This is a genomic window from Rhodothermales bacterium (genome assembly GCA_034439735.1).
Lineage (GTDB): Bacteria > Bacteroidota > Rhodothermia > Rhodothermales > JAHQVL01 > JAWKNW01.
On the sequence record JAWXAX010000103.1, the window covers coordinates 1 to 15196 of the forward strand.

At 61.7% G+C, this 15196-nt stretch carries 16 protein-coding genes; 1 reads left to right on the forward strand and 15 read right to left on the reverse strand.

The genetic code is table 11. The annotated features are described in order from the left end of the window. Positions 1-60: 60 nt before the first annotated feature. Both SH809_08325 and SH809_08330 read right to left on the reverse strand, forming a co-directional pair. A complete protein-coding gene (locus SH809_08325) occupies positions 61-384 on the reverse strand; it encodes an RNA-binding protein (protein ID MDZ4699694.1) in 324 nt (107 codons plus the stop codon). 253 nt (positions 385-637) lie between these two features. After that, a complete protein-coding gene (locus tag SH809_08330) occupies positions 638-2596 on the reverse strand; it encodes an ATP-dependent DNA helicase RecQ (protein MDZ4699695.1) in 1959 nt (652 codons plus the stop codon). A 134-nt stretch (positions 2597-2730) separates the two neighbouring features. Here SH809_08330 and SH809_08335 point away from each other — a divergent pair, with 134 nt between their 5' ends. Next, positions 2731-3783 (forward strand): glycosyltransferase family 2 protein, encoded by a 1053-nt coding sequence (locus SH809_08335; GenBank protein MDZ4699696.1) that lies wholly within the window; start codon positions 2731-2733, stop codon positions 3781-3783. Here SH809_08335 and SH809_08340 read toward each other — a convergent pair. From SH809_08340 to SH809_08400, 13 genes are all read right to left on the reverse strand, one after another. Then, positions 3760-4674, reverse strand: coding sequence for a DMT family transporter (locus tag SH809_08340; protein MDZ4699697.1), 915 nt, complete (start codon positions 4672-4674; stop codon positions 3760-3762). The two genes, SH809_08335 and SH809_08340, sit on opposite strands and share 24 nt — an antisense overlap. A gap of 8 nt (positions 4675-4682) precedes the next feature. Next, a complete protein-coding gene (locus SH809_08345; protein MDZ4699698.1) occupies positions 4683-5087 on the reverse strand; it encodes a DUF4293 family protein in 405 nt (134 codons plus the stop codon). Positions 5088-5147: 60 nt separating this feature from the next. Then, on the reverse strand, positions 5148-6164 hold the full coding sequence (locus SH809_08350; protein ID MDZ4699699.1) for an isocitrate/isopropylmalate family dehydrogenase: 1017 nt from the start codon (positions 6162-6164) through the stop codon (positions 5148-5150). Positions 6165-6287: 123 nt separating this feature from the next. Next, positions 6288-6749 (reverse strand): biopolymer transporter ExbD, encoded by a 462-nt coding sequence (locus SH809_08355; protein ID MDZ4699700.1) that lies wholly within the window; start codon positions 6747-6749, stop codon positions 6288-6290. A gap of 38 nt (positions 6750-6787) precedes the next feature. After that, positions 6788-7345: a biopolymer transporter ExbD gene (locus tag SH809_08360; protein MDZ4699701.1), complete on the reverse strand. Its 558-nt coding sequence runs from the start codon at positions 7343-7345 to the stop codon at positions 6788-6790. Between the two features lie 41 nt (positions 7346-7386). After that, on the reverse strand, positions 7387-7659 hold the full coding sequence (locus SH809_08365) for a hypothetical protein (protein MDZ4699702.1): 273 nt from the start codon (positions 7657-7659) through the stop codon (positions 7387-7389). A 167-nt stretch (positions 7660-7826) separates the two neighbouring features. Beyond that, complete coding sequence (locus SH809_08370; GenBank protein MDZ4699703.1) at positions 7827-8537, reverse strand: MotA/TolQ/ExbB proton channel family protein; 711 nt, start codon at positions 8535-8537, stop codon at positions 7827-7829. Between the two features lie 306 nt (positions 8538-8843). Next, entirely contained in the window at positions 8844-10520 is a 1677-nt protein-coding gene (locus SH809_08375) for a S41 family peptidase (protein MDZ4699704.1), read from the reverse strand. 143 nt (positions 10521-10663) lie between these two features. After that, entirely contained in the window at positions 10664-11236 is a 573-nt protein-coding gene (hpt, locus tag SH809_08380; protein MDZ4699705.1) for a hypoxanthine phosphoribosyltransferase, read from the reverse strand. Positions 11237-11318: 82 nt separating this feature from the next. Continuing rightward, positions 11319-12743, reverse strand: coding sequence for a tRNA lysidine(34) synthetase TilS (gene tilS, locus SH809_08385; protein ID MDZ4699706.1), 1425 nt, complete (start codon positions 12741-12743; stop codon positions 11319-11321). 2 nt (positions 12744-12745) lie between these two features. Then, entirely contained in the window at positions 12746-14659 is a 1914-nt protein-coding gene (mutL, locus tag SH809_08390; GenBank protein MDZ4699707.1) for a DNA mismatch repair endonuclease MutL, read from the reverse strand. Between the two features lie 51 nt (positions 14660-14710). Continuing rightward, complete coding sequence (locus SH809_08395) at positions 14711-14917, reverse strand: hypothetical protein (GenBank protein ID MDZ4699708.1); 207 nt, start codon at positions 14915-14917, stop codon at positions 14711-14713. 99 nt (positions 14918-15016) lie between these two features. After that, positions 15017-15196 (reverse strand): phosphatidate cytidylyltransferase (locus SH809_08400; protein ID MDZ4699709.1); only part of this gene is annotated, 180 nt, incomplete at its 5' end.

Sequence of the window (15196 nt, forward strand, 5' to 3'; positions counted from 1 at the left end):
ACCACGGCTACCGCCGCCGCCGCCGCCGCTGCCGCGGCCACTGCCGCCGCTGCCGCCACCTTAACCACCACGGCTGCCGCCACCACCACCGCTACCGCCACGGCTGAACCCACCGCCGCTACCGCCACCCGGCTTACGTTCGGTCTTGGGTCGCGCCTCGTTTACAACAAGCGTCTGCCCGTTGAATTCCGACTGATTCAGGTTCTCGATCGCTTCGAGTGCTTCAGATTTGCTTGGAATCTCGACAAATGCGAAACCGCGCGACTCGTACGTGAAACGATCCTTAATAATTTTGACCGATTCTACCTGTCCGTATGCCTCAAAGGCCTCTCGCAGTTCATCTTCGGTGGTTTGTGCGGGCAGGTTGCCGACGTAGATGTTCATCGTGATAGGAGTTCATTAGTTGGCGTAGCAGCCCACAAAAAAACCTACAGCCTGAAAGAAGTATGTTCTGCGTCCTTCAGGCTGTAGGCTTGAGTCGTGATATGCACGCGGATGACGTAAAACAGCTCTAGAACAGCCGGCTATAAATAAAAGATCCCAGCATGCATACATACCCCCAGCCACCAGAGACATTACCTGTTAGGCATGGTGAGCGCTGTGCTCTATGTTTCGCATGGGGTATCGCAAACCCCGTTTATCGGCCTCCAGCCAGGGCATCCAGGCGGCGCGCGCCGGTAGCGGACAGGGCATATACGCCAAGCAACGGATCCTGGCAAACGATCATCCCTTCCTCCTCCAACGCCTGGAGCGCAACCTCGGCCTTTCGGGCCTCTACGGGCGCCGCCGCGGCGAGAATTTCCACCAGGCGCCCATCGCGGATGTAGGCCAGGAGCGACCGCACCAGCGTTTCGTCCGCATGGCCCAGGGCGGGCGGCCCGTGCCGGCCCATACAGTAGTCGCACTGCCCGCAACGGTCCGGCGCATCTTCCCCGAAATAGGCCAACAAAAAGCGCCGCCGGCAGCCTTCGGAACGAGCGTACTGGACCATATCCTTCAGCCTGGATTCCGCCCGCTGCCGCGCCAGCCGCGCCGCATTCCCGTCGACGCGTAGCCGATCCGGCCGCGGGATGGAAAACTGAAGACGTCGTCCACTGCCGGGGCGTTGCCAGGCCACTACGTGCCGCTCCTGCAAGTCGTCGAGCTGGTGCTCGACCTCCTCGCGCGTGGCGCCGAGCGCTCGTTCGAGGCTCCGCAGATCCAGATCCCACCATCCGGAAAACGCATCCGCGTGCACGATCCGGAGCAGGTGGTCCAGCAGCGTGCCGATCATCGTATGCGCCAGCTTTGCCGAGTCCTCGCGGATTACGCGCGGTTGCTGGAGAAACCGGAACGCTGCGATGTGGCGCTTCGCCGGCACGGCCGTCCACAACCCCTGGCGCTCGAGCGCATCAAGGGCGGCGCGCACCTTGCCCGCCCCGGCGCGCAGACCCGCCGCCAGGGCCGCTTCATCGACCGGAACCGGCGTCTCCGGTAGGCTTCCGGTCGCGATCTTATGCCTATTACACACCGCGGCGTACACCGCCGCGACAAAATCTGGCTCCGGGTGGCTGTCCGCCACGATCCCACGCTGCGTCGCTTCGTCGGCCGGATCGTAGAGTAACACCGCATACGCCCTCGCCCCGTCGCGCCCCCCGCGACCGGCCTCCTGGTAATACCCCTCGAGCGTCGCCGGGAGATCGACGTGGACGACAAACCGAACCCCCGGATGGTCGATACCCATGCCAAAGGCGTTTGTCGCTACCATGACGCGCGTCTTTCCGCCCAGCCAGGCGGACGCCTCGGTCTCGCGACGCCTGGCCTCCATCCCCCCGTGGTACGACGACACGCTGATGCCCATCCCGGCGATCTGCCGGCTCCACTGCTCCACCCCGCGCCGCGTCGCTGCGTACACGACACCACACCCGGGCACGCCGGCTAACACATCCTTCACCCGGGCCCGCTTATCGGTCCCCTGAAAAACAGACCAGACGATGTTCGGCCGATCGAACCCCTGAACGGTACAGTAGGGATCCCGCAGCGCCAGCCGCTCGGCGATGTCGCGCCGAACGTCCGGCGTGGCGGTGGCCGTGAGCGCCACTACGGGCGGATGCCCGAGCAACGGATAGGCCTGGGGAATGGCGAGGTACGCCGGCCGAAAATCATAGCCCCACTCGCTGATACAATGCGCCTCATCGATCGCGAGGCAGGCCACATTGAGGCGGCCGGCGCGCGCCTGAAATAGCTCCGACTGAAACCGCTCCGGCGCCATGTAAAGCAACCGATACCGACCAAACTCGGCGTCGATGAAGATCTGCTCGATGGCCGGCTGGGTTAACTGACTGTGGAGAGAAGCCGCCGAGATACCACGCTTCTTCAGGGCGTCCACCTGATCCTGCATAAGCGCGATCAGGGGAGAAACGACGATGGTCAACCCGTCGAAAAGCAACGCCGGCAGCTGGTAACACATCGACTTCCCCCCTCCGGTGGGCAGCACGATGAGCGCGTCGCGGCCGGCCAGCACCTGCGCGATGACATCCCACTGACCGGGGCGAAACCCGTCGTAGCCCCAGTGTCTCTTGAGACACTCGTCTGCCCGTGTGCGAACCGTTTCCACGTGTTTCCAGACTCAGGTGTATCCCGCTCCATAACCGATAACGCACACAACAATGCGCGAGAGGCCGGGTATAAGCGGGGCTCGAACGAAGGCGCCAATCCAGATGCGCACACGTAGCTTACTCGCACCCGCCCATGTCTGCTCCAACGCAGGTTCACCCCCTTCCAGTTTCCATCATCATCGTCTCCTGGAATGCACTCCCCTTGCTGCAGCGCTGCCTTCCGGACGTAGTGCAGACATCCGAAGGACACGATGCGGAGATCATCCTGGCCGACAACGCCTCCGACGACGGCTCGGCCGAATGGGTAACGGCCCACTTCCCGACCGTCCGTATCGTCCGTCACCCCGAAAACTGGGCGTTTTGCAAGGGCAATAACGCGGCGATCTCCCATGCGCGGGGCCGGTATATCCTCCTGCTGAATAACGATGTCGAGGTCACATCCGGCTGGCTGAAACCCCTCCTCGACACGCTCGATCGGTATCCATCCTGCGCGGCGGTGCAACCGAAGCTGCTGCAGACCGGAGACCGCCGCCGCTTCGAATACGCCGGCGCCTCCGGCGGATTTCTCGATGCCTTCGGCTATCCCTTCACCCGCGGCCGGCTGTTTTTTACGATGGAGGTGGACGCCGGTCAGTACGACGACAACCGGCGCGTCTTCTGGGCCACCGGCGCCGCCATCCTCCTGCGCCGTAGCGCGCTCGACCGCTGCGGACTGCTCGACGAACGCTTTTTTATGCACATGGAAGAGATCGACCTCTGCTGGCGCTTCCAGCGCGCGGGGTACGAGATCCGCGTGGAGCCGGCGAGTGTCGTGCATCACATCGGCGGTGGATCGCTCCCCTACGGGCATGCCCGGAAAGCGTATTTCAACTTCCGCAATAGCCTGCTCATGCTCTACAAAAACCTGCCGCGCCGGCGATGGCCGGCGGTTTTCCTCGCCCGCATCCTGCTTGACGGCCTCGCCATCCTCCGCGCCACCGCCACGGGCCATTTCGCCGAAGCCGGCAGCATCCTGCGCGCCTACTGGGACGCCCATCGCATGCGCCGTTTCTACGCTGGCGAACGGCCAACCGGAGGTGAAGCCTCCGTACTCCCCTCCTACCGGGGATCGATCGTGGTGGATTATTTCGTACGCGGGCGCCGGCGGTTCAGCGAGCTGCCTTCAGCGCGTTTTTCGGAAGAATGACGGGGAGATGGCGAGCAACACGCCAACCAGTGCTACCCCCATCCCTACAAGCGATACAAGTGCCGGCCGTTCGTCGAATAATACGAATGCCAGCGCCGAAGCGCCAACCGGTTCGGTAAGCGACAAGACCCCCAGCATAGCCGCGGAGATGTAGCGTACGGCCAGGTTGAGCGACCCATGTCCCAACACCTGAGGGCCGATGGCCAGCACCGCGCCAATCACATAGACCCGCGGTGAATACCCCGTCAGCGGCACCTCCAGCACCAGCGCGGCGATCAAAATCGTTAGCGCCGCTACACTGTACAGCGGCAACATATAGGCAAACCAGTCGAGCCCCTGCCGCGCCACCCTTCCGGTGATCAGGTAGATGCTTATCGTCAACGATGCGCCAATCGCGAGCAGATTTCCCCACGCCGGGTTCGGCGCGCTCCCCGTCGATGCATCCCCCCAGGCAATCATGGCGCCACCTCCGGTGGCCACAACCATACCCAGAATGGCCGCGGGAGGGAGGCGCTCACGCAGGAAGAAAAACCCGATCGAGGCCATAAAAATGGGACTCAGCGCCGTAAAGACGGTCGTGCTCGCGACGGTCGTATGCCGCAGCGACTCAAAGAAGAGATAAAAATGCAGGCCCAGCAGGAAGCCGGCCATGCCGATTCGGCCGGCTTCGCGCCAGCTCATACGGCGATAAATCGCCAGATGGTGTTTCCTCAGAAACGGGAGGAGGCAGAACACGGCGATCATCGTCCGCCAGACCAGCAACGCCAGGGCCGGGACCTCGCCGGCGAAACGCACAAGCACCGAAGTAGACCAGAAACTGACGAGGCCGAGCGCGACCAGCACGAGGACGTGGCGTGGCGGCTCGCCGGCGGAATGAGCGACAGGAGTCAAGGGCGGGCTCAGCGGAGACGGTCCATCGAACGGACCAGGGCGATGTCCTTCTCAATCGACTTGCGCGCGAACAGAAACAGCACGTACGCAATAGCCGCCGGCGCGGCGCTCACGGCCCAGGCGGCCACATCGATAGCGACGGACGCATCTCGCACGACAAAACGCAGCCCCAGCACCAGCAGTAAGACGATCAGCGCGGCATATTGCAGCCCCAGGACGATAGAGCGCTGACGCGCTCGATCGGCATACTGGAAGATGGCGTAGATCCCCCCCAGCGCAATCAGCGCGAAAAGGACTGGCGCGACGGCCGGCAGCCAGCTACTGGCCGCGACCACTTCAAATGGAGCAAGAAACGAAGACAATAGCGCCACGGCGGCAAGCGCAAGGAAGACGGTTTGTTTTCGCTGGATCATGACTATTACGAGTAATCTATAGCTAAAACCTCGGGCAGCGTGGGAATAGTGCCAGGCGCCTTAACGCCGGTCCGTAACATGTGCTGCGACCCGATCGGCAAACGCCGAGGTCGAGTGATGGCCGCCGACGTCGGCCGTCAGATGCGTCCCCTCGCGGAGGGTGTCCTCGAGACCGTCTCGCAGGGCATCCGCCGCACGCGGTTCACCGATGTGGCGAAGCATCATCTCGGCCGACAGGATGAGGGCCGTCGGATTGGCCTTATTCTGGCCGGCGATGTCCGGCGCGCTGCCGTGCACCGCTTCAAAGACGGCGTATTCCGTACCAATGTTAGCGCCGGCTACCACACCCAGCCCACCCACCAGCCCTGCGGCGAGGTCGCTAAGGATGTCGCCGAACAGGTTCGTAGTGACGATGCAATCGTACCGTTCGGGATACATGACGAGCTGCATGCACATGTTGTCGATGATCCGCTCGTTAAAGGTAACTTCCGGGTATTGGCCTGCCATCTCCCGGCCGATCTCCAGAAACATACCGGAAGATAACTTGAGGATATTCGCCTTATGCACCAGCGTCAACTGCTTATGCCCCAGCCGGCGCGCATATTCGAAGGCAAAACGAATGATGCGCTCCGACCCCCGGCGCGTGATGCGAGCCGTGGAATCGGCGATCTGGTTGCGCTCGTCGAAGGTTTCGATCCCCGAATACAACCCCTCGGTGTTTTCGCGAAAGATGAGCAGGTTGACGTTCTGAAACCGGGTGACGATTCCTGGAAGCGTGCGGGCCGGCCGAACGTTGGCGTGAAGGTCGAGCTTCTGACGGAGCTGGACGTTGACGCTCTTAAATCCTTTACCGATGGGTGTGGCGACCGGGCCCTTCAGGGCGACACGGGTTTCGCGGATCAGGTCCACCAGCGCCTCGGGTAACGGTGTGCCCTCGCGTTCAAGCGCCGCGGCGCCAATCGACTCGAACCGTTCCCACTGAATTGAAACCCCGGTGGCCTCAACGACGCGCACGGCCGCGTCGACAACTTCGGGACCGATGCCATCGCCAGGGATAAGCGTAATGCGATGTGTCATGGATAGCTGAAATGAAGTAAAAAAGCTCTGCCGGGGCAGAGCTTTTTTTACTCGTTCTAAAACACGATACGAATGTACGCGACAGAGCGAGAGGATGCCCCGGAAGGCGTCCGTCGCGCGCCATCAATTGGCTGGAAGTTCGCGCTTAGAGGAATAATTGATCCGCAAAGTTCCCGCTTCGCGCAGCTCCTGTTGCACCCGGGTGACAATGCCCATTTCCGAGGTTTGATCAACCCGGAGGGACACAATCAGCTTGGGCTGTTCGGACCATTTGCGGTACATCACGGTGCGAATCACGGCGTAGTCTTCCACGAGCGCGTCGTCGATCTGGACCGACGTGGGGCCCAGTTCGTTGCCCGGTCGTTTGATCGGCCCGACCCAGACGTACGACACAAGTCGTTTCTGTTCGATCTTCGTGAGCGCCTCGGCCTCGGGCAGGAGCGTTCGCACCTGTACCGTCGTTTCGCGGAGCACGGTTGTGACCATGAAAAAGATCAACAACATGAAGATGATGTCCGGAAGCGAAGCGGTCGGGATGTCGTTCGCGCTGACGCTCGCCTTTTTCTTTTTAAAGTGCTGTGACATAGGGAGTACGGCGTGTTTTCAGAGGCTGGAAGGCGCGATCAGACCGTGTCGTCGGGCTCGGCGATCGAAATGGCGGCGGGGAATTTTTCGCGGACGGCATTTTCAACATCGGCGCCGAGCGATTCCTGGTAGGTCGAATAATTAGGGAAGCCGAGCGAACGTGCCTCGTTATCCCAGATCTGGAAGTACGCCATCCAGACTTCGTCCAGCACTTCGATGTACGAATTGTAGGGTGTCTTACCCGACGTCTTGATGGAGATAACCGCCACACCAGGGCGTTCGGAGTAGTTGACGTCCGCGCCGAAGTTCGTCACATGCTTGACCACCTCATCACGTATGAGCGTCAGCTGCGAAGGCCTATCCTCAAGGAGCACCTGACCGGTCTCGTTGACCAGGATCTTGAGCATATTACGCTCCTTGACGGGGGGAGGATCAATTTCTTCGTCAAGTTTCGGCGGCAACACCATGCCGATACCCGTATCGACGTCGATCGTCGTTGTCACCAGGAAGAAAATGAGCAGGAGGAACGCTATATCCGCCATGGAGGATGTCGGAATTTCGGGCGACTTGCGCGGCTTCTTTTTGAGCAAGGGCATATTAAGTACCAGGTAAAAATGAGCTCGGAAACGGGCCGGCCTCAGTTAAAAAGCGACCGAAAACTGGAAACGACGATCCCTAATGCCGCAATGACGGCCACGCAAACAAGGGTGAGAATCGCGGCGCGGGTCCAATCACCCAGTACCACACCAAAAACAACCATCAGCACGAACGGCAATGCCATCGTGATCATGCTGAGCGTATTGACCTTTCCGGACGCAATACTGCGGAATCCGAATCCGATCATCGTGAGCAAGCTCAGCACACTCAGGCCGAGGACGGCGTAGACTCCAATCAAAACCAGAGAATCCATAGGAGTAGAGGTAGCTTAAAAAGTCAGGTGCAAGCATGGACCCCCAAAGCGCCAGTTGAGCGAGGGAGTAAGGCGCCGGGATGCATTGTGCATCCCGGCCCATTCAATTCCCAAACCCGTGTCAACGCGCGGCGAGGCGTGCCTCATGCAGAAGGACAACCGAACGATCAGCTCTTGGCCGTCGGGTTCGTCAACGGACGGCCCGCGTTCAGGAGGATCAGCGAGTCGATCAATTCGATCGAAGCCTCTTCCATGTCCACAACAATACGGTCGATCTTGGACACCGCGTAATTGTAGAACACCTGGAGGATCATGGCCACGATAAGACCGAAGACCGTCGTGAGGAGAGCGACTTTGATACCACCGGCCACAAGGCTCGGGGAGATGTCGCCAGCACTTTCGATGGCATCAAAGGCCTCGACCATCCCGACCACGGTTCCGAGGAAGCCAAGCATCGGGGCAAGGGCGATCATGAGGGAGAGCCACACCAACCCGCGCTCGAGGAAGTTCATTTCAATCGAACCGTAGGAAATAACAGCCTTTTCTACGGCTTCGATGCCCTCGTCGTGGCGAAGAAGACCCGCCTGGAACACCGAGGCCACCGGGCCCCGCGTATTGGCGCAAACGTCTTCAGCCGCGGCGACGCCGCCGTCTTCAAGCGCCTTCTTGACGTTCACGATGAACTTGCGCGTGTTGATGTCGGCGCGGTTCAGGGTGATAATGCGCTCAAACGCGATCGCCAGACCGAGAATGAACGTGATAATGATCGGCCACATGTAGCCGCCGCCTTCATTAAACCGCTCGACGAGAACGTTGATGAAATCGGTCGAGCCTGCTGCCTCCTGGGGCAACATCATGAGAACATTCAGAAACTGCATGGACACAAGCCTCCCGTAGAAGAAGTTGTTTATGAGTGGTTAGTGTGTTGTGCGAACAACACGGTAGGTAAACGTCGCTCGCAAGAAACACATTCTGATGCACTTTACCCAGTCCCCCGCAACCCGTGTTGCGCACACGCCTCGTCCGGAGCCTGGACTGCATCGATGCGGCGGCCCACCAAACAGAAGGACACGTCGACATCCTGATAGTTGCCGAAAACTACCACGCCTGTTTTTATAAACCAAACCGCCGGCGAAATATCCTTTCGCCGGCGGCTGTTTCCCCACTACTTCTCCTGCTTCCCCCTACCGATAACTCAGCGCGAGCGATGTCGCATTGTCCCATAGCCGCATCGATTCCTCCAGTACGGGGTCCATTGCATGGCGAATCGGATACCAGGCCGCCGCATCAAACAACCGCGTACCGACGTGCGCCTTGATCAGATTTCGCACCAGCGCTTCCTCCTCGGCCGCCTGAGCCTCGGTGAAATAACGCACCTCCTCAGTCGCCTCGGGCGCCGTGTCGCCGGCCACGATCTGAATGCCATGGTCTTTCAGATAAGTTTGAAAGGCACTATACGCGGCATCGTCCACTTCATACGAAGCGATGAATTGTTCGCGCTTGCCGCCCCATTGCTGGTACAACGCGTCGTTGTTCTGGTCGATATACTGCCGCACAAACGGGCGGAGCAACGACTGACCAAGTACGGCCTGGAGATACAGGGACACGGTGTCCGGACGGACGATGAAGTCAGGCAAGATGCCCCCGCCACCGATCACCGTCCGCCCCTTGTCGGTCTTGAAGAGCAGCGAATCCGGCACCTGGTCGAGCAGGTCCTCCATGCTCATCGCGTACTCGCTCTCGTATTGCGCCATCTTGGATCGGTAATAATCCTCCCGTTCCCCGTTTTCGTACGGCGTCTGAATGAGCCGGCCCGACGGGGTATAAAAACGTGAGATGGTCATGCGCAGCACGCTGCCGTCCTCAAGCGGAAACTGCTTCTGCACCAGCCCCTTCCCGAACGTCCGGTGGCCTACGATCAACGCCCGGTCGTGATCCTGCAATGCGCCGGCGACGATTTCGCTCGCGGAGGCGGATTGACCGTTCACAAGCACGATCACGGGCTCTTTCTCGAAGATGCCAGCCACGCGCGAGCGGCTCACCTGGTTGAACTCTGGGTGACGCGACCGTGCCGAGACGATCACCTGGTCCCCGGCGACGAACTCGTCGCTGATCCGAATCGCCATGTCCATAAACCCGCCGGCGTTGTCCCGAAGATCCAGAATCACGCGTTTCACCCCCCGATCCTTCAACACCTGCGCCGCGTCCATGAACTCTCGATAGGTCGTCCGCGCAAACCGGTTGATCTTGATGTACCCGGTCTGTTCATCCACCATATAGTGGGCATCGACGGTGTACAGCGGAATCTTGTCCCGAATGATCGCAAATTCGAGCGGCTCCGGGTAACCCGGACGCTGGACCGTCACTTTCACGCGCGTCCCGCGCGGGCCCTTCAAATGTAATTCAACGTCCCGCCGCGTATATCCGATCGCCGAGGAATCATCCACCGCCATGATCCGGTCGCCGGAATGCAGTCCGGCCTCATCACTCGGCCCACCCGGCAGTGGGTTCAACACCGTCAGTGTATCCGCCCCGTTTTCTCCGGGGATAAATTCGTACGAGATGCCGATACCCTCGAACGAGGCATTAAAGTCCTCATTCACGTCCTCCATCTGATCCGCATCGATGTACACGGAATGGGGATCCAGGCGCTCGAGCATACCCTCGATGGCGGTCTCGGTCAGGCTCGCAGAATCGACATCGTCGACATAATGCTGGTTGATGACGCCGTACGCCTGTTCCAGCTTTTTCATCGACTCGTAGGTGTCGTCACTCGAGATCGCGGCGCCCAGCCCAAAGCCCATGAATATACCAAGGGTCAGTAAAACGGCCCCAAAACCTACGATTTTTTTGTTTCGCATCGCGATTCGTAGTTAAAGAGAGGTGCAAGCGCACGGGGCGCTCTGCAAAGATCCGATGAACGTATAAGGCCCGGCGCGGGTAGAGGTTTCATCGGCCGGCAGAAATAACCCCGGGGTGCCAGGTCGCCTATCCTGGTGTCGATTTATGGCGGATCGAGCACGTAAATTGCGGGGAGGTTGCGCCCGAGCTGGCCGTAATCGAGCCCGTAGCCGAGCACAAACAGGTCGGGAATGGCGAAGGCGACATAATCCAGAAGCACCTCCACCCGCGTCGCCTCATGCTTGTGCAGCAGCACAGCCGTCCGCAACGACGCCGGCCGGTACCCGGCCATCCGCTCCAGGATGTAGGCCATCGAAAGACCGGTGTCGACGATATCCTCTACGACGATTACGTGCCGACCCTCAATCGCGGCGTCGATCCGCTTCAGCTCGCTCACGTTGCCGCTGGACACCTTGGCGTCGCCGTAGGACGACAACTTCATGAAGTCGACCTCACATTCGATCGTGATCGCCTTGAGGAGGTCGGAGAAAAACATGAACGCACCGTTCAGCACGGCGATGAAAATAGGCCGTTTGCCGGCATACGTAGCGTCGATCTCGCCGGCCAGAGCACGCACCCGCTCCTGGATCGTGTCCTCGTCCAGATACTTCCGAAACCGCTCGCCACGGCAATACACGTACGAAGAGGTATCCACGGACGGATCGTTTTTTTGCATGGAAATCGTATATCAGGGTCTGGGTTTAAACCCGTACATGTATCTTCGTCCCCGACTCCGATCGGGAAACGAGCGAAGCGACTTACGAAGTAATCCCGTCGTCTTGCCATCCGACTGGATCCCGCATCACGTTCGGGATGACATGAAACGTCAGCGCCAGCGCCTGTTTCGTCCCCGCGCCGATCCGCACCGCCTCGGCCAGCCGCACACCCGGCACCCAGACAATCGTCGCCCCACTCAGGACGACGGGCCAGGCGGCGCGGCTGTGGCTGGGCACGCGGGCATCGGTAAGCAGGTCGCTGACGTTCCGGCTGTGGGTCATCCCAAACGGGTGCAGCCGGTCCCCCGCACGCCAGGCGCGCACAGTCAGCGGAACGCTCACCCGGGAGGCATCGAGCCATACCGCGTTTGGCGAGCCGGTGTTCGGACGCGCCGGCGGGGCGACTGGCAGACTCAGCTCGATCCGGCCCGCCGGCAGTTCCACGGTCCCGCCGGCGGCCAGGGCCTGTTCCGGATACGCGCCCGGCGCCTCGGCATGCACAAACACCAGCGCTTCCCGCTCCCGCCAGAAGGCGCCGCCCAAAACTACCGCGCGCCGGCCCGTCTGCGCCTCCAGCAACGCCAGAACCCGCGCCGCGGATGCCGCCGTTCGGGGCGTCGCCGGCGACCACCGGGCGAGGGCCTCCAACACCACCCGCCGTCGCCAGACGGCCGGCATTGCTCGCAGCGCCTCCTCACGGAGCCAGCGCTCGTCCCGGTCGTCCACCAGCGCCCCGGCCAAATAGCCCGCCAGGGCTGGCTCGAACGAGGCCGCGCGATAGGCCCGCACCCGCTCCGCCGCGCTAGCAATGTGGGCCGTCACCCCCGACCCGAACGCGGCTTCGATCGCCGGCAGGATGTCGTTCCGGAGGGCGTTGCGTCGATAGGTGGCGTCGGAATTGGACGCATCCGTCCGCCATGGGACTTCGTTTGCCGCGGCATACGCCTCGATATCGCGCCGGGACTCGCCCAGCATGGGACGCACCAGGCGGACGGCGCTACCGGGCAGGAGCGGCCGCGCCGGCGGCATGCCACAGAGGCCTTCGATCCCGGCGCCTCGAAACAAGTGCATCAGCACGGTTTCGGCCTGGTCGTCCGCGTGGTGGGCCACGGTCACTACAGCCAGGCCCTCCTGACGCGCGATCGTATCGAAGATGGCATACCGGGCCTGGCGGGCAGCCTCCTGGAAGGAGCCCGCGCTGGCCTGCATTGCCCGGCCATCGACGGCCAGCACGTGCACCGGAATGCCGTGCCGCTCCCCGTACGCGCGCACCAGCGCCTCATCGGCATCGGACGCGTCGCCGCGCAGGCCATAGTTGACGTGCGCCGCCTGGACGCCGTAGCCGAGCCGGCGCAGGAGGTCGAGCAGGGTCATGGAATCCACGCCGCCGCTCACGCCGACGAGTAGCGCCGACTCCGGCGGCACGCCTCCCTCAGTGGCGATATAATCGGCGACACGTTCGAGCATGGTCACGAGGCGGCGCGCCCCTGGCTAAAACGGGTCTCCAACTCTTCTAACGAGAGGCTGACTTGCGTGGGCCGGCCGTAGGGGCATACATACGGCATCTCACACTGAAAGAGTTGATCGATCAGCGAGCGCATCTCTTTGGCATCCAGCTTCGCGCCGGCACGCAGCGCCCCGCGTCGGGCCATGCTCTTGGCCAGGTTCTCACGGGCACGGAGCTTGAGCGTATCGCGGTTCATCTTGTATTGCTCGAGGATCTCCTCGAGAATCTTACGCTCGTCGCCCACCTTGATGTCGGCCGGTACTCCGCGCACCACCACGGCCCGCCCGCTGAACAACTCGACCTCGAAGCCGAGCTTGCGGAATTCGGGCAGCAACTCCTTGACCAGCTCGAAGTCGCCCGGGCTAAATTCCAACGTATGGGGAAACAACAGCTGCTGAGAGAGCGCCATCCCGATTTCCAGGCTGTACATCGCCTTTTCGTACAGGATGCGCTCGTGGGCGGCGTTTTGATCGAAGATCATCAACCCGGAACGGATCTGGGTGAGGATGTACCGTTGATGGAGCTGCCAGATGGGCGCCCCGTCCTGATCGGCGTCGTCCGACGCGGAACGAGCAGCGGAGGGGATGAGGTACGCCTGCGACTCGCGTCCGGGCGTGGCGCCGGCGTACAATCGGGCGCTCAACTCGCCCCCCGGGGCGCCATATCCCCTTGAATGTCCCCCCGCAAATCCCACCGGCGCCCGGTCGGAGTGCGACGGCGAGGTCAGCCACGACGCGGCGATGGCGCTGCCGCCCGCTGAGCCCGTACTGGAGCCAGCCTCTGAGCCAGCGCCGGCCTGTGCGGTCTCAAAATCAAACTGCGGAGCCAGCGTGGCCGATCCGATGCCTTTGCGGACGACTGACCGGAGAAAGCCGTAGATCCCCCGCTCATCGTCGAATTTCACCTCTGCTTTGGTCGGGTGCACATTGACATCGACATGCCTGGGGTCCATGCTGAGAAAGACGACAAAAAACGGAAACGAGCCGTCTGGAATCAGCTCTTCGTAGGCGGAGCGGACAGCGTGTTCCAGGTAGCGGTCCTTCACAAAGCGGTCGTTGACAAACAAAAACTGCTCGCCACGGCTGCGGCGGAAGTAGTCGGGCTTGCTCACCAGTCCCCTGGCGGAGAGGTAACTGGTCGTCTCCTCGAACCCGACGAGGTGATCGCCCAGGTGCGCCCCCAAGAGGCGCTGGATCCGGGCGCGCAGATTCGCCGTGACGTCTTTCCCTTTCTCGGCCGGCAGGCGGTAGACCTCATTGTCGTCGTGGTAGAGCGAGAAGGCGACGCCGGGATGGGACAGCGCGAGAAACTGGAAGGTCTCGACGAGGTGTTTAAACTCCGTCGCCGGCGTTTTGAGGAAGCTGCGCCGGGCCGGCACGTTGTAGAAGAGGTTGCGTACGGCGATCGACGTTCCGGCGCGGGCGGCGCAGGGCTCGCTCGACACCAGGGCCGCGTCTTCCACATGGACGCGGTAGCCGGCGGCGTCTTCGAGCCGACGTGTGACCAGGGTCACCTGCGCCACGGCCCCGATCGACGCGAGCGCCTCACCCCGGAAGCCCAGCGTGCGGAGCGTATTCAGGTCCTCGATCCGGGCCAGCTTACTCGTTGCGTGGCGGTCGAAACACAGCAGCGCGTCGATAGGGCTCATGCCGCAGCCGTCGTCGATCACCTGGACGAGTTCGCTGCCGGCGGCCTTTACGATGAGGGAGATGTCTCCGGCGCCGGCGTCCAGCGCGTTTTCGATCAGCTCCTTCGCCACCGATGCGGGGCGTTGCACGACCTCTCCGGCGGCGATCTTATTCGCCAGCGCGGCCGGCATCGTCCGGATGATGCTGTCCGGCGAGTCGGCCGTTTCCGTATCGTGTGCGTTCGTCACCTATCCCCGCTCGAAGCGTGTGTGGAAACCCTACCCGCGCGCCCAGCGGCGTCAGGAAAGGCTCGTGTACAGGAAGAGCGCGATCATCAGCAGAATGGCCGCGTAGATGAACCCGGCAGGGCTCCGCCGGCGGCTCGTGACGCGCCGCTCGACGCGGATGCGCTCACGGATTTTCCGCTCCCGCTCCGGATTATAAAACCGGGGCTGATAATCGAACTTCCGATTTTGTTGGCGTCTGCCAGGTACTAGAAGGCCCATGGGCGCACCTCGCCAGGTGGAGTTTCTGGACGCAAAACAATCGGGTTTTTATACAGGGCCTCTATGCACATCGTTCCAGGTCGCTGCCATCCCCGCGCCTCACCTGTAGATACGCGCAATGTATTCCAGATAGAGCACAAACAGCGGTGCGACGAACAGCAGCGCGTCGATACGATCCAAAATGCCACCATGCCCCGGCAACAGGTGGCCCGAATCCTTCACCCCCCACTCCCGCTTGAGCCGGCTCTCGATCAGGTCTCCCACTTCCCCGCCCACCCC

Bases quoted from the DNA above. Each gene is read 5' to 3' on its own strand.
- tilS (MDZ4699706.1), bottom strand. From the start codon at position 12,743: ATGCTCGAACGTGTCGCCGATTATATCGCCACTGAGGGAGGCGTGCCG.
- SH809_08350 (MDZ4699699.1), bottom strand. From the start codon at position 6,164: ATGACACATCGCATTACGCTTATCCCTGGCGATGGCATCGGTCCCGAA.
- SH809_08360 (MDZ4699701.1), bottom strand. From the start codon at position 7,345: ATGCCCTTGCTCAAAAAGAAGCCGCGCAAGTCGCCCGAAATTCCGACA.
- SH809_08355 (MDZ4699700.1), bottom strand. From the start codon at position 6,749: ATGTCACAGCACTTTAAAAAGAAAAAGGCGAGCGTCAGCGCGAACGAC.
- SH809_08370 (MDZ4699703.1), bottom strand. From the start codon at position 8,537: ATGCAGTTTCTGAATGTTCTCATGATGTTGCCCCAGGAGGCAGCAGGC.
- SH809_08345 (MDZ4699698.1), bottom strand. From the start codon at position 5,087: ATGATCCAGCGAAAACAAACCGTCTTCCTTGCGCTTGCCGCCGTGGCG.
- SH809_08335 (MDZ4699696.1), top strand. From the start codon at position 2,731: ATGTCTGCTCCAACGCAGGTTCACCCCCTTCCAGTTTCCATCATCATC.
- SH809_08375 (MDZ4699704.1), bottom strand. From the start codon at position 10,520: ATGCGAAACAAAAAAATCGTAGGTTTTGGGGCCGTTTTACTGACCCTT.
- SH809_08365 (MDZ4699702.1), bottom strand. From the start codon at position 7,659: ATGGATTCTCTGGTTTTGATTGGAGTCTACGCCGTCCTCGGCCTGAGT.
- SH809_08395 (MDZ4699708.1), bottom strand. From the start codon at position 14,917: ATGGGCCTTCTAGTACCTGGCAGACGCCAACAAAATCGGAAGTTCGAT.
- hpt (MDZ4699705.1), bottom strand. From the start codon at position 11,236: ATGCAAAAAAACGATCCGTCCGTGGATACCTCTTCGTACGTGTATTGC.
- SH809_08325 (MDZ4699694.1), bottom strand. From the start codon at position 384: ATGAACATCTACGTCGGCAACCTGCCCGCACAAACCACCGAAGATGAA.